The organism is Kosakonia sp. ML.JS2a, assembly GCF_025642095.1.
GTDB lineage: Bacteria > Pseudomonadota > Gammaproteobacteria > Enterobacterales > Enterobacteriaceae.
On the sequence record NZ_CP106754.1, the window covers coordinates 5,016,898 to 5,037,277 of the forward strand.

General features: G+C 54.8%; 17 protein-coding genes and 4 tRNA genes. 5 read left to right on the forward strand and 16 right to left on the reverse strand.

The features are described from left to right. Positions 1-141: 141 nt before the first annotated feature. Genes uvrD through lptM form a run of 6 tightly spaced genes read right to left on the reverse strand, consistent with a single transcriptional unit; the run spans position 142 to position 5,736 of the window. Positions 142-2,304 (reverse strand): DNA helicase II, encoded by a 2,163-nt coding sequence (gene uvrD, locus N7922_RS23665; RefSeq protein ID WP_263098536.1) that lies wholly within the window; start codon positions 2,302-2,304, stop codon positions 142-144. A gap of 48 nt (positions 2,305-2,352) precedes the next feature. Beyond that, positions 2,353-3,069, reverse strand: coding sequence for a 5-amino-6-(5-phospho-D-ribitylamino)uracil phosphatase YigB (yigB, locus tag N7922_RS23670; RefSeq protein ID WP_263098537.1), 717 nt, complete (start codon positions 3,067-3,069; stop codon positions 2,353-2,355). After that, a complete protein-coding gene (gene xerC, locus N7922_RS23675) occupies positions 3,069-3,971 on the reverse strand; it encodes a tyrosine recombinase XerC (RefSeq protein ID WP_263098538.1) in 903 nt (300 codons plus the stop codon). Before xerC ends, yigB begins: the two co-directional genes overlap by 1 nt. Then, entirely contained in the window at positions 3,968-4,675 is a 708-nt protein-coding gene (locus tag N7922_RS23680) for a DUF484 domain-containing protein (RefSeq protein ID WP_263098539.1), read from the reverse strand. The genes xerC and N7922_RS23680 overlap by 4 nt, the downstream gene beginning before the upstream one ends. Further along, on the reverse strand, positions 4,672-5,496 hold the full coding sequence (gene dapF / locus N7922_RS23685; protein WP_088237717.1) for a diaminopimelate epimerase: 825 nt from the start codon (positions 5,494-5,496) through the stop codon (positions 4,672-4,674). The genes N7922_RS23680 and dapF overlap by 4 nt, the downstream gene beginning before the upstream one ends. A 36-nt stretch (positions 5,497-5,532) precedes the next feature. After that, a complete protein-coding gene (gene lptM, locus N7922_RS23690; RefSeq protein ID WP_061499162.1) occupies positions 5,533-5,736 on the reverse strand; it encodes an LPS translocon maturation chaperone LptM in 204 nt (67 codons plus the stop codon). Between the two features lie 137 nt (positions 5,737-5,873). On the opposite strand from lptM, the gene cyaY reads away from it, so the two are divergent. Next, positions 5,874-6,194, forward strand: coding sequence for an iron donor protein CyaY (gene cyaY, locus N7922_RS23695; RefSeq protein WP_263098540.1), 321 nt, complete (start codon positions 5,874-5,876; stop codon positions 6,192-6,194). A 32-nt stretch (positions 6,195-6,226) separates the two neighbouring features. Here the strand turns inward: cyaY and cyaA are convergent, their stop codons facing one another. Next, a complete protein-coding gene (gene cyaA / locus N7922_RS23700) occupies positions 6,227-8,770 on the reverse strand; it encodes a class I adenylate cyclase (protein WP_263098541.1) in 2,544 nt (847 codons plus the stop codon). A gap of 310 nt (positions 8,771-9,080) precedes the next feature. Here cyaA and hemC point away from each other — a divergent pair, with 310 nt between their 5' ends. From hemC to hemY, 4 genes are read left to right on the forward strand one after another with little or no spacing between them, the layout of a single operon-like run. Next, positions 9,081-10,022, forward strand: coding sequence for a hydroxymethylbilane synthase (hemC, locus tag N7922_RS23705; RefSeq protein ID WP_263098542.1), 942 nt, complete (start codon positions 9,081-9,083; stop codon positions 10,020-10,022). Further along, on the forward strand, positions 10,019-10,759 hold the full coding sequence (hemD, locus tag N7922_RS23710) for a uroporphyrinogen-III synthase (RefSeq protein ID WP_263098543.1): 741 nt from the start codon (positions 10,019-10,021) through the stop codon (positions 10,757-10,759). Before hemC ends, hemD begins: the two co-directional genes overlap by 4 nt. A gap of 21 nt (positions 10,760-10,780) precedes the next feature. Then, a complete protein-coding gene (gene hemX / locus N7922_RS23715) occupies positions 10,781-11,938 on the forward strand; it encodes a uroporphyrinogen-III C-methyltransferase (protein ID WP_263100995.1) in 1,158 nt (385 codons plus the stop codon). A gap of 2 nt (positions 11,939-11,940) precedes the next feature. Beyond that, a complete protein-coding gene (gene hemY, locus N7922_RS23720; RefSeq protein ID WP_263098544.1) occupies positions 11,941-13,137 on the forward strand; it encodes a protoheme IX biogenesis protein HemY in 1,197 nt (398 codons plus the stop codon). Between the two features lie 619 nt (positions 13,138-13,756). Here the strand turns inward: hemY and N7922_RS23725 are convergent. The 9 genes from N7922_RS23725 to wzxE all read right to left on the reverse strand — a co-directional run bounded on the left by N7922_RS23725 (position 13,757) and on the right by wzxE (position 20,379). Continuing rightward, positions 13,757-13,833: transfer RNA gene (locus N7922_RS23725), tRNA-Pro, on the reverse strand. Between the two features lie 38 nt (positions 13,834-13,871). Beyond that, positions 13,872-13,958, reverse strand: a tRNA-Leu gene (locus tag N7922_RS23730). Between the two features lie 28 nt (positions 13,959-13,986). Beyond that, positions 13,987-14,062 (reverse strand) — tRNA-His (locus N7922_RS23735). A gap of 69 nt (positions 14,063-14,131) precedes the next feature. Beyond that, positions 14,132-14,208 (reverse strand) — tRNA-Arg (locus N7922_RS23740). 102 nt (positions 14,209-14,310) lie between these two features. Continuing rightward, positions 14,311-15,696 (reverse strand): bifunctional threonine/serine APC transporter ThrP, encoded by a 1,386-nt coding sequence (gene thrP, locus N7922_RS23745; RefSeq protein ID WP_263098545.1) that lies wholly within the window; start codon positions 15,694-15,696, stop codon positions 14,311-14,313. A gap of 257 nt (positions 15,697-15,953) precedes the next feature. After that, positions 15,954-16,694, reverse strand: coding sequence for a lipopolysaccharide N-acetylmannosaminouronosyltransferase (gene wecG, locus N7922_RS23750; protein WP_263098546.1), 741 nt, complete (start codon positions 16,692-16,694; stop codon positions 15,954-15,956). Between the two features lie 9 nt (positions 16,695-16,703). Beyond that, on the reverse strand, positions 16,704-18,056 hold the full coding sequence (wzyE, locus tag N7922_RS23755; protein ID WP_263098547.1) for an ECA oligosaccharide polymerase: 1,353 nt from the start codon (positions 18,054-18,056) through the stop codon (positions 16,704-16,706). After that, entirely contained in the window at positions 18,053-19,132 is a 1,080-nt protein-coding gene (locus N7922_RS23760; protein WP_263098548.1) for a TDP-N-acetylfucosamine:lipid II N-acetylfucosaminyltransferase, read from the reverse strand. Before N7922_RS23760 ends, wzyE begins: the two co-directional genes overlap by 4 nt. Next, on the reverse strand, positions 19,129-20,379 hold the full coding sequence (wzxE, locus tag N7922_RS23765; RefSeq protein ID WP_263098549.1) for a lipid III flippase WzxE: 1,251 nt from the start codon (positions 20,377-20,379) through the stop codon (positions 19,129-19,131). The genes N7922_RS23760 and wzxE overlap by 4 nt, the downstream gene beginning before the upstream one ends. Between the last annotated feature and the right edge of the window lies 1 nt (position 20,380).

Sequence of the window (20,380 nt, forward strand, 5' to 3'; positions counted from 1 at the left end):
GTCCTCTTAGCGTGATCGTGCGCGCATGTTACGCCAGCAAAAATGCAGCGTCAACACGCAACGAAACGCGAAAGAGCAATATTTGCCCTTCAGCGTATAAGGCTAGCAGATTATTGCAAAATAATGATATTTTTCTGAAAGTTACACGGTTTCGAGCTTCGCATAAGCCGCGACCAGCCATTTGATGCCCTGCCCCTGGAAAGCCACCTGCAAACGGCTATGCTCGCCGCTGCCTTCCATGTTCACCACCGTGCCTTCGCCAAACTTGGCATGGCGCACACGCTGACCAAGCTTGTAACCGGTGTCGCTCTGCGCAACCGGCGTCCCCATGCGCTGATGGCTGACCGGGCGACTGATGCTGGCGCGCAGACGTACCTCTTCCACGCACTCTTCCGGCAGTTCACCAATAAAGCGCGACGGACGATGGTACACCTCTTTGCCGTACAGACGACGGGTTTCCGCGTAGGTGAGAGTCAGCTTCTGCATCGCACGGGTGACGCCCACATAAGCCAGTCGACGCTCCTCCTCCAGACGCCCGCCTTCATCCAGCGACATCTGGCTCGGGAACATGCCCTCTTCCATCCCGACGATAAACACTTGCGGGAACTCCAGGCCTTTTGCCGAATGCAGCGTCATCAGTTGCACGGCATCCTGCCAGGTATCCGCCTGCCCTTCGCCCGCTTCCAGCGCAGCGTGGGAGAGAAAAGCCTGCAGCGGCATTAAATCTTCGTCTTCTTCGTTGTAGCTGAACTGGCGTGTAGCCGTGACCAGTTCCTCTAAGTTCTCGATGCGCGTCTGACCTTTCTCGCCCTTTTCCTGCTCATACATCATGCGCAGGCCGGAATCTTTCACCACGCGGTCAGTTTGCACATGCAGCGGCAGATCCGCCGTCTCCTGCGCCAGTGCGTCAATCAATTCAAGGAAACGTTGCAGCGCGCTGGCGGCTCGCCCGGCCAGTGCTTTTTCCTGTAACAGCTCACGGGTTGCCTGCCACAGCGTCAACTGACGGTCGCGAGAGGTCTGGCGCACCACATCCAGCGTGCGATCGCCAATGCCGCGCGTTGGGGTATTCACCACGCGCTCGAAAGCGGCATCGTCATTACGGTTGGCAATAAGACGCAGATACGACAGCGCGTCTTTGATTTCCTGCCGTTCGAAGAAGCGCATACCGCCATAAATGCGGTACGGCATACTCGCCTGCAACAGCGCCTCTTCCAGAACACGCGATTGGGCGTTGCTGCGATAGAGAATGGCGCATTTTTCCAGCGCTCCGCCGTTATCCTGCCAGGTTTTGATACGGTTAACCACAAAACGGGCTTCATCCAGCTCGTTGAACGCGCAGTAGAGCGAGATCGGCTCGCCGTCGATACCATCGGTCCACAGCTTTTTGCCCAGACGCCCGTTGTTGTTTTCAATCAGGGCGTTGGCGGCGCTGAGAATATTGCTGGTGGAACGGTAGTTTTGCTCCAGACGGATGGTTTCCGCGCCGGGGAAATCCTTCAGGAAACGCTGGATGTTTTCCACCTGCGCGCCGCGCCAGCCGTAAATGGACTGGTCGTCGTCGCCGACGATCATCACTTTGCCGGTATCACCCGCCAGCAGGCGGATCCACGCATATTGAATGTTGTTGGTATCCTGGAATTCGTCCACCAGGATATTGGTAAAGCGCTCGCGGTAGTGCTGCAAAATGTGCGGCTTGTTCAGCCACAGCTCATGGGCGCGCAGCAACAGCTCGGCAAAATCCACCAGCCCGGCGCGATCGCAGGCTTCCTGGTAGGCCTGGTACACTTTCTGCCAGGTTTGCTCCACCGGATTGCCGAAACTTTGAATATGATGCGGGCGGATACCTTCATCTTTCTGCCCGTTGATGTACCACATGGCCTGGCGCGGCGGCCACTGCTTCTCATCAAGGTTCATCGCTTTAATCAGACGCTTAAGTAACCTGAGCTGATCTTCGCTATCAAGGATCTGAAAATCCTGCGGCAGATTGGCGTCCATATGGTGCGCGCGCAACAGGCGGTGCGCCAGCCCATGGAATGTGCCAACCCACATCCCCCCCTGAGATGTGCCCATCAGTTGACCAATACGGTGGCGCATTTCTGCTGCCGCTTTGTTGGTAAACGTGACCGCCATAATCGAATAAGGCGAGCAATTTTCTACGGTCATCAACCAGGCGATGCGGTGCACCAGCACACGCGTCTTACCGCTCCCCGCGCCCGCCAGCACCAGCATATTGCTGCGCGTCGCCGCTACGGCGTCGCGTTGTTTGTCATTGAGGCTGTCGAGCAGATAAGAAACGTCCATGGGCACCGTCGCGAAAATTACTGGAAATTTATACAGAGCTGTTGATGATTATATCAGCGTCGTGAGGGATGCCAACCGTGAAATTTCCACGTGTGGTAACAAACGGCTATAGGGAGCCTGCAACAAATCTGCGCCTTCCGGTTTGATCCAGCATGCCTGCATACCACAGCGGATCGCCCCGGCGACATCGGTTATCAGGTCATCGCCCACATGTAAAATGTCGCCAGGCGCCACATTCAAACGTTTGGCAGCCAGGTAATACATATCGCTGAATGGCTTGGAACGCCCGTCCGGCCCGGCACGCAGAACAAACTCAAAGTACTCGCTCAACCCGAACAGCTCCGGCTGCGCATTCCCGTTGGTAATGGCCACCAACGGCCATTTTTTTGCCAGCTTCGCCAGCGTGTCGTGGGTTTCCTGCGGCACATCAATGCGGCTACGCCATTTAGCAAAGTGGCTCATCGCCGCCTCTGCGCCTGCGGCGGCCTCTTCTTGTGTTAATCCGGCATTCAGCATCGTGCGTTCAACCGCACGTCGCCGCCACTCCGTCACATCATGGTAAATGTCGGGTTCGGTTTCCCGTAGCGATCGCCGCAAACGTTGAAACTCGCTGTTTTCCAGGCCGGTCAACGCCGGGTGATACCCCTGCATAAACACCAGCGCTTCCTGCTCTGTACGCTGGATCACCGGGCGGTTGTCATAAAGTGTGTCGTCCAGGTCGAAGGTGATCGCAGCGATCTGACCTAATGGGCGGTAAAAACGCATTATTTCCCCCGTTTGGCGCGCGGATGCGCGGCGTCGTACACCGATGCAAGGTGTTGAAAATCAAGATGGGTATAGATTTGTGTGGTGGATAAATTGGCGTGACCGAGCAACTCCTGCACACCGCGTAAATCACCGCTCGATTCCAGCATATGGGTCGCGAAGGAGTGGCGCAGTTTATGGGGGTGCACATGGCTATTCAGCCCCTGTTTAATCCCCCACTCAGCAAACCGTTTTTGCACATTACGCGTGGAGATACGTTTACCGAGCTTTGAGAGGAACAGCGCATCGTCTTCCGCGCCAAACAACCCGCGTAAATCAAGCCAGTGTTCGATCCAGATAACCGCATTGCGACCAATGGGTAAACGGCGCTCTTTGCTACCTTTACCCAGCACCCACACTTCGCCACTCTCCAGATCCAGATGCTTAATATCCAGATTCACCAGTTCAGAAAGACGCAAGCCCGCGCCATACATCACTTCCAGCATCGCCCGGTCGCGCACCGCCAGCGGATCGTTAAGATCGATATCCAGCAGCCGGTTCATATCATCCACGTCGATATTTTTCGGCAGGTGTCGCGGCGCTTTCGGCGCGGAGATACCTTTCGCCGGATTGGCCGCCAGCTCACCCTGGCTCACCATCCAGTCAAAGAAACTGCGCAGCGCCGAGAGACGCAGCGCCAGGCTGGCGGCACCCAGCCCTTTGCGCCGGCTGCGCACCGCAATGGCGCGCACCATGGCAGCGTCACATTGTTGCCAGCTTTTCAGACCGGTCTCACCGGTCAAAGCGATAATGGCATCAAGCTGACGCTGATAATTAAGCAGGGTGATGGGGCTGAGTTGGCGCTCAACGCCGAGATAGCGCAAAAATTTGGTCACGGCCGGGAACAGCGGAGAATCGGTCATACGCGCTCGATCCAGCGCTCCAGGAGATCCGGCAGCATCTGCGCGATTTCCTGCAACAACTGCGTACCTTGCCCTTGCTGGTAATGGTGGACATCACGGCTGCTGAACAGCACCACGCCGAGATCGCCGTCTGGTCCCATCAGCGATAACGCCACTGAACCAATCGCTTTCGCCTCCGGTAACAGCAACAGTAACTCCGGCCCGTTTAAGGAACCAAGATAGTGGTGTTGATGACCCAAACGCTGGATGCGTAACGGTTCGAAAGCCTGCCGGGAAAGCGCGAGGTGAGTAAAGCCAGAAGGCGCGCCAAGCCGCCAGCGATCGGGAAACAGGCGGATCGTTGCCCCCGCCAGCCCTAAATCACGCGCCCAGCGGTGAAAGCGATTGAGCATCTCTTCCAGGCTGTGGGCGGAGGCCAGCCGCCCCTGCAAACGCAGGAGACGATAGAACAGACCTTCATTGGCGCTGGCCTGCTCCATCAACAATGTCATGTTCTCTTCCAGCACATTGATGTGATTGCGCGAGCGCGCCATGTGCCATTCCACCAGCGAAACGGTATCGCGTACGGCATGCGGTACGCGCATCTGTTCCACCAGTCGTGCATTGCGGATAAAGAAATCAGGATGACGCAGCAAATAATCAACAACGGCCTGATCTTCCAGTTCCGTCAGCGTTTCCTGCAATTCTTCCCCTGGTTGCTTCATAGATGAATAAACCCGTCATAGACATGTGCCGCCGGGCCAGTCATAAACAACGGTTGGCCCGGGCCTTTCCATGCGATATCAAGTCGACCGCCTGGTAACTCCACGCGCACCTCTTCCGCCAGCAAATCCTGTGCAATGCCGACAGCCACGGCCGCACACGCGCCGCTGCCACAGGCCTGCGTTTCACCAGCGCCGCGTTCATAGACGCGCAAACGGATGTGATCGCGTTTTACCACCTGCATAAAACCGATATTGGCGCGTTCCGGAAAGCGCTCATGGCTTTCCATAACCGGCCCTAACGTCTCTACCGGCGCGGTATCCACGTCATCCACCTGAATCACGCAGTGTGGGTTGCCCATCGATACGACGCCGCACAATACTGTTTGTTCCGCCGCCCGCATAATATAGGTCTTTTCCGCTTTGTTCGCGCGAAACGGTACCTGGGAGGGTTCGAAGTTGGGTTCGCCCATATTGACGCGCACCAGATCGTCGTCTGTTACGCTCAATAACATACGTCCGTTTGCCGTACTGACGCGGATGTCACGTTTATTGGTCAATCCTTTCAGGCGAACAAAACGCGCGAAACAGCGAGCGCCATTGCCGCACTGCGACACTTCGCTGCCGTCAGCATTAAAAATACGGTAGTGGAAATCGAGCTCAGGATCGTAGGGCGGTTCAACCACCAGCAGTTGGTCAAAGCCCACGCCAAGATGGCGATCCGCCAGGCGACGGATCAGCTCAGGGGAGAAAAAGACATTCTGCGTCACCGCGTCGACGACCATAAAATCGTTGCCAAGGCCATGCATTTTTGAGAACTGCATCATCTACTCCATTTACGCGGATACAGAACGGTGACGTCAGTAATTCACCTGAGTCGGCGAGCCGTTATCACCGCGATCGTTACGATCCGGCGTGGTCGACTGGATAGTACTGGTCTGATTTTTTGTCGGCGGCGGCGCGGTTTTATCCGCGGGCGGGAAATAGAGCGGCCCTTTCAGACCACAGCCCGTCAGGCTGAACAGCGTCAGCAGTACGGCCAGCGTGCGAAACACATCTTTCATTATAGGTTGCCTGTAAGTTCGTTCTTTCTGCGTTCTATCATCGCAGGAGGAGACACAAAAGCAAGAGTTTGCGCGTTTAGGGCAACGGGAAATGTTTCGCGTTATACTGCTGCCATCATAAAAAACGGGAAAACAGCATGAACGACAGTGAATTTCATCGCCTCGCCGACGGCCTCTGGCTGACCATTGAAGAACGTCTTGACGATTGGGACGGCGACAGCGATATCGACTGTGAAATCAATGGCGGCGTGTTAACCATCAGCTTTGAAAACGGTAGCAAAATTATCATTAACCGCCAGGAGCCGCTGCATCAGGTCTGGCTGGCCACCAAACAGGGCGGCTACCATTTCGACCTGAAAAGCGACGAATGGGTCTGCGATCGCAGTGGCGAAACATTCTGGGATCTGCTTGAGCAGGCTGCAAGCCAACAGGCGGGTGAGACGGTCAGTTTCCGCTAATCATGGTTGCCCGGGCCATCCGGGCACTTTCTTTACGAGAAATACTGCTGCAACAGCGGCGTGTCGTTGTCCTGATTTGCCGGAGTGGCGGCGGTGATCGCCTGGTTGCGGAACGGGATCACTTGCGCGCGCCCTTCAACATTCACAATCTGGTAGAACTGCGGCAGGTTGAAGTTGATAAAGCTGGAGCCGTAGGTAAAGCGATCGTGAGATGACGAATAGAAGCGGCTCACATCACGCACCAGCTCCTCTTTGCTGCCTTCGCAGTGGTGGTAAACTTCCGCGCGATTGCTCTCATCCAGGATATAGATGTTAAAGCCCTCTTCGCCAGTCTCCTCAAAGAAGAACTGAATAATGCCCTCGCTGGCGAACCCGTCCACCACGGCCGGTAACTGAACCTGATTAGTTTCAACCTGCACCGAAAGCCCGTGCAGTTTGTTGTGAGAAATGGCCCCGTAAAACTCAATCGCGTTTTCCAGTTTCTGCACCGACACATTGAGACGTTCAAAGAACAGTCCCCAGGTCTGACCAGCGACGCGCAGCGCTTTGAAACGCCCGGTCTCCTGGCGGGTGCTGGAAAGGCGCAGCTCAATGCATTCGGACACCAGTTGCTGCACGCGCGTACGAATCAGGCCGCGCAGATGCTGGCTGTAACAGAACACTTCGACGCTGTCCGGCGGCGCAGCATCCTGATGCATTTTGCCAAGAATGGTTTTCAGCGCTTCAATCATCGCCTGCTCGCCGTTGAAATGCAGGGTACGCACTTCGTTCCACGAGTTGCGGTACAGCAGATCGACGCTGCCGACCAGGCAGTTTTGCTGCTCGCCAAAGCTGAACACATCAAGCTTACGGAAATCGAAATGCACGACCTGGTTACGAAACGCCGCGGTCGGGTCGTATTCCAGATTGACGATGATCGCCAGATGGCGGATTTCACATGGGCTATAGAGCGCTTTCGGCGTTGGCGCAGGCAGGCGCAGCGGGAAGTGATGCGACACATCGGCCACCATTTCCTGCAGTTTCGCCAAATCCACAATGCCGTTGCCTTTAATAAACAGATGCGTACGCGACGTCAGCAAACCGTTGAACCAGGCCCAGGCCACCAGCTTATTCAGATAGCGGTTATATTCCAGCGGTTGATGGCTGACGATGGAATCCATATTCGGCGCGCGGTTGTACAGATACCAACCCGAACGGTTGGCCCGGCCCGGCGGCACATGGATAAAGGTTAAATTCGGTTCAGAGAGATCCGGCGAAATTTGCGGGTTAACCAGCGTCACTTTGCCTGGCAGCGCTTCAAACGCGGCGTACAGTTTACGGGTTAAAACACCGATGTCCTGCGGGCTGGCGGAAACGCTCAGATTATTGCGGCGGGCAAAACGGATCAGGTTACGGTAGCTCTGCATCATTGCATCAAGCAATTCGTTATGCGCCTCGCGCACCTGATCGATTTTCCAGTTAGCGCGGTTATCCAGCATAGCTACACGCGCATCGTCCCAGCCCCACTCTTTTACCAGTTGCGTGATCACTTCGCGACGCCAGCCAACGCAGGCGCGCTCGCGGCTCAGTTTCTCGCACACTTTTAAGTAAAAACATCGGCGAGCCAGATCGAGGCGCGCGGTGTCGTCAATGGCGACCAGATACTGCGTCACGCGTTCGAGCATCATGCAGTAGTGATCGAGGCCAAACGATACGATTTCACCGTCATGCAGACGCTGTTTGATATCTTTCGCCAGCAAACGTGTGTTGGGGTATTCCCAGGAATAGGCTTCCAGCAACAGCGTTTTCAACACGGCTTTATAAGGAGAGTCGATGCTTTTATAGAGCTGCCACAGGCTGGCGCCGAAATACTCTTCTGCAGAAAGCGTACTTAAGCCGCCGAGATCCAGCCATTCGTTCGGGGTCAACACGCCCTGGGCGTAGAGCGTCATCACGTAATCGTCGTAATGCTCTTCTTCATCGCCCGGCACCATATTCCACAGAATACGCTTACCGGCAAGACGCACAGCGGTACGGTAAAACTCATCCAGCAACAGAATATGCTGCGTGGAGCCGCAATCCTCGCCGCCGAGGCTGCCGCTTTCGTTATGACGGAAGCGGTTCTCATCAATCAGGAAGAAGCTAACTTCCACGCCCAGCGACGCCGCCCAGCTTTCCAGCAGGCTGCATTTACGCTGCAGCAGTTGACGCTCTTCGTTATCGAGCCAGGATTGATGGCAGACCCATATATCCAGGTCAGAGGAGCAGCTTTGCCCGACCGAAGAAGTACTACCCATGGAGTAAACCCCGGTGATCGGCAGCTCGCCTTTCGGCGATTCCTGCGGCGGGAACCCACGATGCAGTTCAAGTTCGTTCAGGTAATGAAGTTGATTTTCATCAGGCGTGTAAAGGCAAATGCCCTGGGGAACGTTACCATCGAGGTAACCCGGCATCAGCGGATGATGATAATGCAGCAATGTCGGCAGCAGACTGTAAACCTGCTGAAAAGCAGGGCCCATGGCAGCAAGCGCGCGATCCACACGCAGTTGATTGATGGCATCCAGTCTCTGTTTCAGAGTCTCAATATAGAGGTACAAGACATATCGCCTGATGTTTACAGAAAATCCAAAATAGCCGTTACCGGTTTTTCGCCCTTACCTTTCAGGGAGGCAGACGAAAAAATGGTCTAAAACGTGATCAATTTAACACCTTGCTCATTGACCGTAAAGAAAGATGCGCTACATACCAGTGTAGCAGTAAACGCTGTCTGTAAATTCCTAATTACGGTCCCGGCAGCGCCTGCATCGCGGCGCGACGCCTTTCTCTCTCCGGCGATCTTCTGCGGACACTGACACCCTAAGGCAACAATGTTAGGATGGTCGACGGACGACAATGACGGTAACAAGCATGTTAGACAATGTTTTAAGAATTGCCACACGGCAGAGCCCTCTTGCGCTTTGGCAGGCACAATACGTTAAGGAACGCCTTGAGGCGAACCATCCCGGACTCACTGTTGAACTGGTGCCTATGGTCACGCGCGGTGACGTGATCCTGGATACGCCACTGGCGAAAGTCGGCGGCAAGGGTCTGTTTGTAAAAGAACTTGAGCTGGCACTGCTTGAAAACCGCGCCGATATCGCCGTGCATTCAATGAAAGATGTCCCGGTCGATTTCCCGGAAGGGCTCGGCCTGTCGACCATTTGCGAGCGTGACGATCCCCGCGATGCGTTTGTGTCAAACAGCTATAACTCGCTCGATGAATTGCCTGCCGGCAGCATCGTTGGTACGTCAAGTTTACGCCGTCAATGCCAGTTGGCAGCGCAACGTCCGGACCTGGTGATTCGCTCTTTACGCGGTAATGTCGGTACGCGCCTGAGTAAACTGGATAACGGAGAATATGACGCCATTATTCTCGCCGTTGCCGGTCTTAAACGTCTTGGCCTTGGTGAGCGCGTGCGTGTGGCATTATCGCCGGAAACCTCGCTGCCTGCCGTGGGCCAGGGTGCAGTCGGTATCGAGTGCCGCCTGGACGACGCACATACCCGCGCGCTGTTGCAACCGCTGAATCATGCGGACACAGCCGTGCGCGTTAAAGCCGAGCGCGCAATGAATACGCGCCTTGAAGGTGGGTGTCAGGTGCCGATTGGCAGCTATGCTGAACTGGTGGACGGTGAAATCTGGCTGCGTGCGCTGGTTGGCGCACCGGATGGCTCCACCATGGTGCGCGGTGAGCGCCGCGGTAACCCGGCGGACGCCGAGCAGTTAGGTATCTCGCTGGCCGAAGAATTACTGAATAATGGTGCCCGCGCCATTCTGGCCGATGTCTACAACGGAGAAGCCCCCGAATGAGTATTCTGGTCACTCGCCCATCCCCTGCAGGGGAAGAATTAGTGAGCCGGTTGCGCACACTGGGGCTAGTGGCCTGGAGCTTCCCGCTTATCGAGTTTACGCCGGGTCGTGAACTCACCTCGTTACCCGGGCGACTCGCCGCATTAACCGCCGACGACCTGGTTTTTGTCCTGTCGCAGCAGGCGGTGACATTTGCCCATGCACATTTACAACAGGCGGGTCTACGTTTTCCCGAACAGCCGCATTATTTCGCGATTGGCCGTAGCACTGCGCTGGCATTACATACGGTGACCGGCATTGATGTGCGTTATCCGTTGGATCGGGAAACCAGTGAAGTGTTGCTACAATTACCTGAATTACAAAATGTTCAGGGTAAGCAGGCGCTAATCTTACGCGGTAACGGTGGGCGTGAAGTGCTGGCGGAAACACTGGCGGCGCGTGGCGCAGAAGTGGAGTTTTGCGAGTGTTATCAACGCAGCGCGAAGTTCTACAATGGCGCCGAAGAGGCCATGCGCTGGCATACGCGCGGGGTGACGACGCTGGTTGTCACCAGCGGCGAAATGATGCAACAGCTGTTTTCGCTTATTCCGCCCTGGTATCGGGAAAATTGGTTACTTCGCTGCCGCATACTGGTGGTTAGCGAACGTCTGGCGCACCTCGCCCGGGAACTGGGCTGGCAGGATATTCAGGTCGCCGACACTGCAGACAACGATGCGCTGCTTCGCGCATTACAATAACTCTCATAATGGGAAGCCATGATGACGGAACAACAACACTCCTCCGCCGGGGTTGAAGAAACCCAAACGGCTGACGGCGCAACGCCGCCGCCGGGCAAAGCAGAGAAGACCCATCGCGCGAACAGGACCAGCCTTGCGCTAAGCGCGGTCGCCATCGCTATTGCGCTGGCCTCGGGCGTCGGGCTTTATGGCTGGGTTAAACAACAGGTTTCCACCCTGCACACCAATAACGGCGAAATCGCCAATCAGGTTATTGCGTTGCAGCAGGCGCAGGATAAGCAACGCGCCGAACTGGAAGGCATTATCAAACAGCAGGCCGGGCAGCTTGACGAGGCCAAACGTCATCAGGATGCGCTGACCAAACAGCTCGATGAAGTACAGCAGAAAGTGGCGACCATCTCCGGTTCCGATGCCAAAACCTGGCAACTGGCGCAGGCGGATTTTCTCGTTAAACTGGCCGGACGCAAGCTCTGGAGCGACCAGGACGTCACCACCGCGGCAGCACTGCTGAAAAGCGCGGACGCCAGCCTGGCGGAGATGAACGATCCGAGTCTGATCACCGCTCGCCGTGCAATTACCGACGATATTGCCAGCCTCTCCACCATCACGCAGGTGGATTATGACGGTGCGATCCTCAAACTGAACCAGCTCTCCAACCAGATTGATAACCTGCGCCTTGCCGATAACAACGATGACGACTCGCCGATGGATACCGACAGTAACGAGCTGTCCGGTTCGATCAGTGAATGGCGTGTGAACCTGCAGAAAAGCTGGCAAAACTTTATGGACAGCTTTATCACTATTCGTCGTCGAGATGAAACAGCCGTGCCGCTGTTAGCGCCAAACCAGGATATCTACCTGCGTGAGAATATTCGCTCGCGTCTGCTGGTTGCGGCTCAGGCCGTTCCCCGTCATCAGGAAGAAACCTACAAACAGGCACTGGATAATGTTTCCACCTGGGTGCGCGCTTACTACGATACCGACGATGCCGCCACCAAAGCCTTCCTTGAAGAAGTCGACAAGCTGAGCCAGCAGACCATTGCAATGGCGCTACCGGCATCGCTGCAAAGCCAGCCGATCCTGGAAAAACTGATGCAGACCCGGGTGCGAAATCTACTGGCGCAACCTGCCGTTGCCTCTGAGCAAGCGCCAGCAGCCAACGCAGTGCAGGGAGAATAAGCATGCTGAAAGTACTGTTACTCTTTGCACTGTTAATCGCCGGGATCGTTCTCGGCCCTATGCTCGCCGGGCATCAGGGCTATGTCCTGATCCAGACGGACAATTACAACATTGAAACGAGTGTCACCGGGTTAGTGATTATTCTGGTGCTGGCGCTGGTGGTAATGTTTGCGGTTGAATGGCTGCTGCGTCGCCTTTTCCGCACCAGCGCACATACGCGCGGCTGGTTTGTGGGACGTAAACGCCGTCGTGCCCGTAAACAGACCGAACAAGCGCTGTTAAAGCTGGCGGAAGGTGATTATCAGCAGGTAGAAAAGCTGATGTCGAAAAATGCCGATCACGCCGAACACCCGATGGTCAACTACCTGCTGGCAGCGGAAGCTGCACAGCAGCGCGGTGATGAAACCCGTGCGAACCAGCATCTGGAGCGCGCGGCGGAGCTGTCTGAGAAAGACCCCATTCCGGTAGAAATCACGCGTGTTCGCCTGCAACTGGCGCGCAATGAGAATCATGCTGCACGCCATGGCGTGGATAAATTGCTGGAAATCACACCGCGCCATCCGGAAGTATTACGTCTGGCGGAGCAGGCATATATTCGCACCGGCGCATGGACATCACTGCTGGATATCATTCCATCGATGGCAAAAGCCAATGTCGGTGACGATGAGCACCGTGATGCACTGCAACAACAAGCCTGGATTGGCATAATGGACCAGGCGCGTGCCGACCTGGGCAGTGAAGGCCTGAAGAGTTGGTGGAAAAACCAGAGCCGCAAAACCCGTCAGCAGGTGGTATTGCAGGTGGCAATGGCCGAGCATCTGATCGAATGTGACGATCACGATACTGCGCAGGACATTATCCTTGAAGGTCTTAAACGTCAGTATGACGATCGTCTGGTGCTGGTTATCCCACGGCTGAAAACCAATAATCCGCAGCAGATCGAGAAAGTGCTGCGCCAGCAGATCAAAACCCAGGGCGATCGCCCGTTGTTATGGAGTACGCTTGGTCAGTCACTGATGAAACACGGTGAATGGCAGGAAGCCACGGTGGCATTCCGCGCGGCGCTGAAGCAGCGCCCGGAAGCGTTCGATTACGCATGGCTTGCTGATTGCCTCGATCGCCTGCATCAGCCGGAAGAAGCCGCGACCATGCGTCGTGACGGCCTGCTGCTGACTCTGCAAAACAACCCGCCAAATTAATACAACGTCATTCAGGATGCAGGAAGGCGGCAACGCGCCTGCAACCTGAAGATGCTATCTCTGCCCATAAAAAAACGCCTGCCGGAATACTCAGGCAGGCGTTAAAACAGGTCTGTTGACAACATAAATGGGTGCTTCACTCAACGTTATGTCCATGGTGTTTGATGAGGCCGAAGCGACATCTGTCTGTGGACGATAAGCACCGTAAACGGCTCTGCATCATTCCTGAGTTTATGAAGCCAGAAGGCGAAACATAAGAGATGGAATGAGCATCTACAAAGATATTATTGCACATAGCGTGCCAGGTTTGCATTAACTTATGTTAACCCGCGCAACCTTTTAAGAAGTCAGTCAATTCAGGCCTTCCCCCCTTTTTGTCCGCTGATGGTAATCCGCTTGCTGCGCATGACTGTCTCCCCACAACGACACTTTCGAAGGCAATATACTTTCATCAAAAATATCAATGAGTTAAATGTCACCATCTGGCGACAGAAAAGCGCGTCATTGTCGCCTGTAAGCAACAACAGTGAAAAAAAGAGGAAATACAAGGAAATGGAAAAACAGAGAAAAACAGAGGAAATCAGAAAACAAAAAACCCCGCTAAAGCGGGGTTCAAAATTGGTCGGCGAGAGAGGATTCGAACCTCCGACCCACTGGTCCCAAACCAGTTGCGCTACCAAGCTGCGCTACTCGCCGATATACTGCTTTTTGAATTTTTTGTTCAATCTAAGTTGTGGTGCGAGGGGGGGGACTTGAACCCCCACGTCCGTAAGGACACTAACACCTGAAGCTAGCGCGTCTACCAATTCCGCCACCTTCGCATTCCACGAAACTTTTACTGCTAAATAATGGGGTGGCTAATGGGACTCGAACCCACGACAACTGGAATCACAATCCAGGGCTCTACCAACTGAGCTATAGCCACCACTGTAAATCTTTTCACGCGGTATCGTCATACTTCACGAACCACCGCAGCTCAAGCGCCGGGTTTAAATGGCGCGCCCGACAGGATTCGAACCTGAGACCTCTGCCTCCGGAGGGCAGCGCTCTATCCAGCTGAGCTACGGGCGCGTAGCGCCGTTGCGGGGGTGGATAGTACGGACTTCGGGCGCGGCTGTCTAGTGCTTTTTTGAAGAAAATGCGCGTTTGGTTATGCTTTGCGCATTTTGCCTCTTATTCACTCACCCGTTGCGTAACAGCGTGCCGGTTAAGGCCAAATACTTTGTACGCCACTGTGACCGCAGCCAGGAAGATAACACCGACAAACAGCGACATACGCGTATCGTCGTTGAATCCCATACCAATCAGCACGCAAATCAAAAACGCCATCGTTAGCCAGTTCGCCCACGGGAACAACATTGAGCGGAAGGGATGGCTGGCAATCGCCTCTTTATGCGCTTTACGGAAACGCAGCTGGCTAATCAGGATCACAAACCACGGCACCATACCTGGCAATACGCTGGCGCTATAGACGTAAACAAACACGCGTTGCGGGTTCGGAATAATGTAATTCAGGCAGGAGCCTATCAGCAGGATAATGATGGAAATTGTCACGCCCGCCGCCGGAACACCGCTTTTAGACACTTTCGCCACCGCAGCAGGCAGTTGACGGTTCTTCGCCAGCGCATACAACATACGACCACAGCTATACATACCACTGTTACAGCCGGACAGCGCCGCCGTCAGCACCACAAAGTTAATAATCCCTGCCGCCGCCGTAATGCCAATCTTCGCAAAGGTCAGCACAAACGGGCTGCCATTCGTACCGATTTCGTTCCACGGGAAAATCGTCACGATAACGAAAATCGCGCCCACATAGAAAATCAGGATACGCCACAGCACCTTGCTGACCGCACTGCGCAGCGTAACCTGCGGATTTTTCGCTTCACCGGCGGTAATACCAATCAGTTCAACACCCTGATAGGACGCCACAACAATACAGAGCGCAGTCAGAAAGCCTTTCCAGCCACCAGCAAAGAAACCGCCGTGCTCGGTCAGATTACCAAAACCAATCGAATGCCCGCCGTTGCCGATGCCAAAGAAGATAACGCCCAGGCCAACCACGATCATCACAATGATGGTGGTCACCTTGATCATTGCGAACCAGAATTCGATTTCACCATACAGGCGCACTGCCGCCAGGTTCGCCAGCGCCACCAGCGCCACCGCAATCAGCGCGGGTATCCACTGAGCAAGATCGGGGAACCAGAACTGGACGTACACCCCAATCGCGGTAATTTCAGAAATCCCCACCGCCATCCACATAAACCAATAAGACCATGCGGTGAGATAGCCGAAGAAAGGGCTCATGTAGCGGTGCGCGTAAACAGCAAAAGACCCCGCTACCGGCTCAAGGAACAGCATCTCGCCCATTGAGCGCATAATAAAGAAGACGAAAAGACCCGCAATAATGTATGCCAGCAGTACCGACGGACCGGCCCATTTCAGGGTGCTGGCGGCGCCCATAAAGAGCCCCACGCCAATAGTACCGCCCAGGGCGATTAATTCGATGTGTCGAGACTCCAGTCCGCGCTGAAGCTCTGGTTTGTTTTCAGCCATAAATCCTCTGTTGTGTTTGCTTCTTTCTTTGCCCGCTCTGCGGGTTATTGTTATGAGTTTTCCCTCATCTCATAACAGGCCATGCGGCGCTAACCCGGAAAAGGTTGGCGCAAAAAACACCATGGCATTGCAATGAGTGAGCGAATGGTTTCTTAAAACAGAGGAAATGGCAAATGATGTATAAAAAAAATCGGTGTAATGCACAATAAAACAGCAGAAGGTGGGAAAAAGGCAGCGCGCTGCGCCGCCAAAGATGTTCAGAGTTTTCCGCTGTAGTGCCAACGCAGGTAACGCAGCAAACGCAACTGACGCTTTAAACGGCTCGGTTGCGACAGCAGCCGATAAAGCCACTCCATCCCGAGATGCTGCCAGAGTTTTGGCGCGCGCTTTACATGGCCGGTAAAGACGTCGTACGTTCCGCCAACCCCCATGTACAGCGCATCAGGATAGACAGCGCGGCAATCACGCATCAGGAGCTCCTGCTTTGGCGACCCCATGGCCACAGTGACGATTTTCGCCCCGCTATCGCGGATGCGCTCAAACAGTGCCTGCTGCTGCCCTGGATTAAAATACCCATCCTGGCTGCCCACAATATTCACCCGCCATTGCGCACGCAATTGCTGCTCCGTTTGCGCCAGCACATCCGGTTTTCCGCCGACCAGAAAGACCGGCGTCGCATTTTCGCCTGCCCGCGCCATCAGTTTTTCCCACAGATCGGCGCCGGCAACGCGTGATACCTGCGCACGCGGAAACTTCTTCCGCAGGGAGCGCACGACACTGATGCCGTCGGCATATTTAAACTCAGCCGCCTCGATCAACGCTCGCACCCGGGCATCATCTTCCAGCGTCAGCATCTTTTCCGCATTAATGGCGATCAACGTGCCCTGTTTTATCTCGCCATTCGCATACAGATAATCCAGCGCGTGTTGCATATCACGCCAGCCAATCAATTTCAGACCACGCAGGTCATACAGCGGCGCTGCAGTCTTGTCCGTCATGTTTATCCTTCACATCTGGGAAAGGGGCTTTGCCGCGCGTTCGCCGCGTTTGTGTATCAGACCCGCGTTATCAAACAGCCAGTACAGCAGCTTCGCCAGCAACAAGCAGAAGCCGAAGATGACGAGGAAAAACACCACACGAGACACGAAAGCGTCCAGCCCTTCTCGGGCCAGCACAATCATGTTGAAAATCGCGCCAAAGCAGAAGCTATGCAGGATTGCAGCTTTATAGCGGTTCGTTTCCCGGTTGCCCAGAGTATACAACCAGTCAAACCATTTAATGATGAGCCCCACCGTCACCGCGCCGAGCGGGATAAAGGCAGCACCGCCCATCACCACCAGAGAGCCGATCAACGTTGGCGAGATCGCAAGGCCAGAGTGGTTGTTCAGTACTTCCCAGGTAAAGTAATTGGCCGTATTCAACACAATATTAGGGCGCGTTGGCCACAGCCAGGACGGAATAAAGACATAGAAGTCGCGCACGATGGGCGCCAGTCCCTGAAACGCAATCTTGTCGTAGTTTTGCAGCAGCAGCGACAAATTTTCCCAGGGCGAAAAGGTGTCTCGCGTCAGATACAGGAACGTATAAAACGCTTCATCGCCGCTCACATTCAGCCCGTAACGCTTAATCGCCAGCCAGAACATGCCGACGATGCCAAACACACCCGCAGCGGCCAGCATCCATAACGAGATCCACCCGCGAATAATGCCGATAAACAAAAAGATCGCGAACGCGATAATGATATTGGCGCGGGTTCCGCCGACAATCATATAGGTCAACAAACCGAAAGCGACCGTGCTGACGAGGAAGAAGAGCCACGCCTGCGCACTCTGTCGCAAAAAGTAGACCACCAGCATTGCGGGAATAAAGAAGTAAAAGAAGCGTTTAAGCGCTACTCCGGACACTTCACTGGAGAAGATCTGGCTATAGGATTGCAGGCGGAACAGCAAAAAGCCGTTATGCATAAAGAAGATGCTGACGCTAACCAGTGCGATGACCATTAACATCACCCATGTCAGATTCGCCTCAACCCGGTTAATGGTGAACAGCGGTCGACGCGATACCGGCGCAGCATGTTTGCGCAGCCGCGTTTTATACGTCACATAGTAAATTCCGTAGAAACAGGTTGCCGCCAGCAACGACTGCATCATCACACCGGGCGGCGCAACACCCACGTTAAAGCGGAACACCAGCACGCTGGTGAGCGGAAAACCGAAAAAGAACGTCAGCAAAAAGAGCAGTGAAAAAAAGACGTTAAAGTTAAAACGCACGCGACGGAATTCAAACCAGGTTAATGTGGCAATAAACAGCGATGCCAACAGCCAGAGGACAAACAGTCCGCAAAACTCAAGTGGGCTCATCCGGCATTCCCCGCAGCAATGCGCAGCGCTTTATGCCACGGCGCAATAAAGTTCGGGCTAAAAAAGGTAATGGCGTTTTTATCCACCGCCACCAATTGACGCCTGGCTTCGCGGACTACCGCCTCATTCAGGTTATCCGTGGTAAATAGCACGGGAATATCTTCCGCCACCATATCGCGCCAGAACGGGTTTTCCCGGTTCAGCACACAAGGGACACCCGCCTGAATCAGCAGGCAGAGCGTACCGATCCCTTGCTGACGGGCAAAAATAAAGTATCCGAGATCGCACGTCCCCAGCAGATCCAGATAGTCATCAAAGGCCATCTTCTCACTGAGGACGCGCAGATTATCAGCGTTAAATAAGGCCAGCCCCGCGCGTCGCACCGCCTCAATATAAGCATCGTTATTGGCCGGATACCCCATTGGCACGATGATCTTCACCGTATCGCCAAACTGGCGATGAATGGCATGCAGCGCCGCAATATGCTCATTGCTTGGATCGCCGGAATTGCCCACCAGAATCGTCAATTGGCCTTCACGCTGCAGTTCATGCGCCATGGTATTGAGCGCCGGATCCATGCGCGTCGGGAAATAGAGCAACTCTCCGCGCACGTCGGGATTACGCTGACCAAACCACGCCAGATCGCCACGGGTCGCAAAAATACACCCGACGCGGCGCTGGGCCAGCCGACGCAACGGATAAAAGAGGCGAAACTTAAGGCTGCGCGAAACTTCGTACAGATCGGCTCCCCAGGCATGCCAGTAGAACTGCTCACGCTTTATTGTGCCGGTTAATAGCGCCAGCCATATGTCAAAATTAAACTGCCCATGAAAAAAGAAACGCTGCTGACGTTGGGCTTTCGCTTTCGCGATCACCGCCTGCGCCAGCGCCTTCTTTCCCGGGAAAAAATGCAGTGTCAGGGCGGGGTATTCCGCACCCTGACCGTCGTCACGCCCGACAATCATAAATTCGCGAGCATAGGCTCCCGACGCCGCAAGTGTGTCATTAAAGAACCGCAGCACAGTCTGATTATGGTGTGGGATATCCGATCCCAGTACGTGAATGAGTGTAGTCATGACTTCTTACGCCAAATCAAAAACACGCCGCAACAGAGGGCGAAATAAATAACATACGTGGCCATATAGGCCTGCGCCGCGCCAACGGCGCCATGCGCGGGAATTAACCCGCGGGAAAACAGCGTCAGCAGGGTGAACTGACTGATTTCCGCCAGAATATAAAAACGTAACGACGCTTTGGCGACCACCAGATAACCAAAAACGTAAGCGCCCACTTTCAATACGTCGCCGATCAGTTGCCAGGCAAAGAGATCGCGCATGGCGGTAAACTTATCGGAAAACAGCAACCAGATAGCCACATCGCGTAGCAACCAGACGGTCAGGCTGACAGCCGCCACCGCAGGTAAAACAAAACGTAGCGACTTTACGATTTCGCGGGAGATCTCCTGCTTTGTCGCCAGGCGCGATAATGTCGGCAGCAAATAAACCGTGAACGACGCGGTAATGAATTGCAGGTAAGCATCGGAAATACTGCTTACCCCTTGCCAGATCCCCACGTCATCCCAGCTATAATGCGCAGCCAGTTGATTTCGCATCATCACGTAAGCCAATGGCATGGTGAACGAGGTGATCAACGCCATCAGCGTAAATTTGCTTAGCTGTCCCGCCAGTGCCTTATCCCACTGAGGTTTGAAAAAACCCAGCGGAACCGCACCGCGCCGTATGAGCATCGCCAACGCCGGGATCACCACCAACGCGGGCACCAATGCCAGCCCCAGCAATGCGCCCTGGTACCCGCCCAATGTGAAGCAGAGATACCATGCCAGCACACCAATGACGCTACCGATAATTAACGACAGCGCATTACTCACCGCATCGCGGAACCCTTTCATTACCGCCAGTAGCAGGTTCGCCCATGCGATGCCCAACTGCACCAACGCCACCAGACGCACCAGCCCCTGATAATGAGTATGACCAAATAAGCCCTGACTGACAGGCGCGGCGGCAAACAAAAAGATCAGCGCCAGCAATGTAGAGAAACCGAGCACCATCGCCGATGATGTCCCGACCACCACGCGCAGACGCGCCGGGTCATCATGGTGCTGAGCCACCCATTTCGTCACCCCATTAAAAATCCCGGCGCCCGCGAGTACGCCGAGCACCGTGATCAGTTGACGAAAATTACCTGCCTGCCCAACACCGGATGGCCCAAAAGCCACCGCAAGGAGTTTGATCACCAGCAAGCCCGCGCCAATTTTGACCAGCGTACTGGCCGCCGTCCATACCGATGCTTTTGCCAGTGACATA

What these genes read in the sequence shown, in the direction of transcription:
- uvrD (WP_263098536.1), bottom strand. Translation starts at nt 2,304, where the DNA reads ATGGACGTTTCTTATCTGCTCGACAGCCTCAATGACAAACAACGCGAC.
- yigB (WP_263098537.1), bottom strand. Translation starts at nt 3,069, where the DNA reads ATGCGTTTTTACCGCCCATTAGGTCAGATCGCTGCGATCACCTTCGAC.
- xerC (WP_263098538.1), bottom strand. Translation starts at nt 3,971, where the DNA reads ATGACCGATTCTCCGCTGTTCCCGGCCGTGACCAAATTTTTGCGCTAT.
- N7922_RS23680 (WP_263098539.1), bottom strand. Translation starts at nt 4,675, where the DNA reads ATGAAGCAACCAGGGGAAGAATTGCAGGAAACGCTGACGGAACTGGAA.
- dapF (WP_088237717.1), bottom strand. Translation starts at nt 5,496, where the DNA reads ATGCAGTTCTCAAAAATGCATGGCCTTGGCAACGATTTTATGGTCGTC.
- lptM (WP_061499162.1), bottom strand. Translation starts at nt 5,736, where the DNA reads ATGAAAGATGTGTTTCGCACGCTGGCCGTACTGCTGACGCTGTTCAGC.
- cyaY (WP_263098540.1), top strand. Translation starts at nt 5,874, where the DNA reads ATGAACGACAGTGAATTTCATCGCCTCGCCGACGGCCTCTGGCTGACC.
- hemC (WP_263098542.1), top strand. Translation starts at nt 9,081, where the DNA reads ATGTTAGACAATGTTTTAAGAATTGCCACACGGCAGAGCCCTCTTGCG.
- hemD (WP_263098543.1), top strand. Translation starts at nt 10,019, where the DNA reads ATGAGTATTCTGGTCACTCGCCCATCCCCTGCAGGGGAAGAATTAGTG.
- hemX (WP_263100995.1), top strand. Translation starts at nt 10,781, where the DNA reads ATGACGGAACAACAACACTCCTCCGCCGGGGTTGAAGAAACCCAAACG.
- hemY (WP_263098544.1), top strand. Translation starts at nt 11,941, where the DNA reads ATGCTGAAAGTACTGTTACTCTTTGCACTGTTAATCGCCGGGATCGTT.
- thrP (WP_263098545.1), bottom strand. Translation starts at nt 15,696, where the DNA reads ATGGCTGAAAACAAACCAGAGCTTCAGCGCGGACTGGAGTCTCGACAC.
- wecG (WP_263098546.1), bottom strand. Translation starts at nt 16,694, where the DNA reads ATGACGGACAAGACTGCAGCGCCGCTGTATGACCTGCGTGGTCTGAAA.
- wzyE (WP_263098547.1), bottom strand. Translation starts at nt 18,056, where the DNA reads ATGAGCCCACTTGAGTTTTGCGGACTGTTTGTCCTCTGGCTGTTGGCA.
- N7922_RS23760 (WP_263098548.1), bottom strand. Translation starts at nt 19,132, where the DNA reads ATGACTACACTCATTCACGTACTGGGATCGGATATCCCACACCATAAT.
- wzxE (WP_263098549.1), bottom strand. Translation starts at nt 20,379, where the DNA reads ATGTCACTGGCAAAAGCATCGGTATGGACGGCGGCCAGTACGCTGGTC.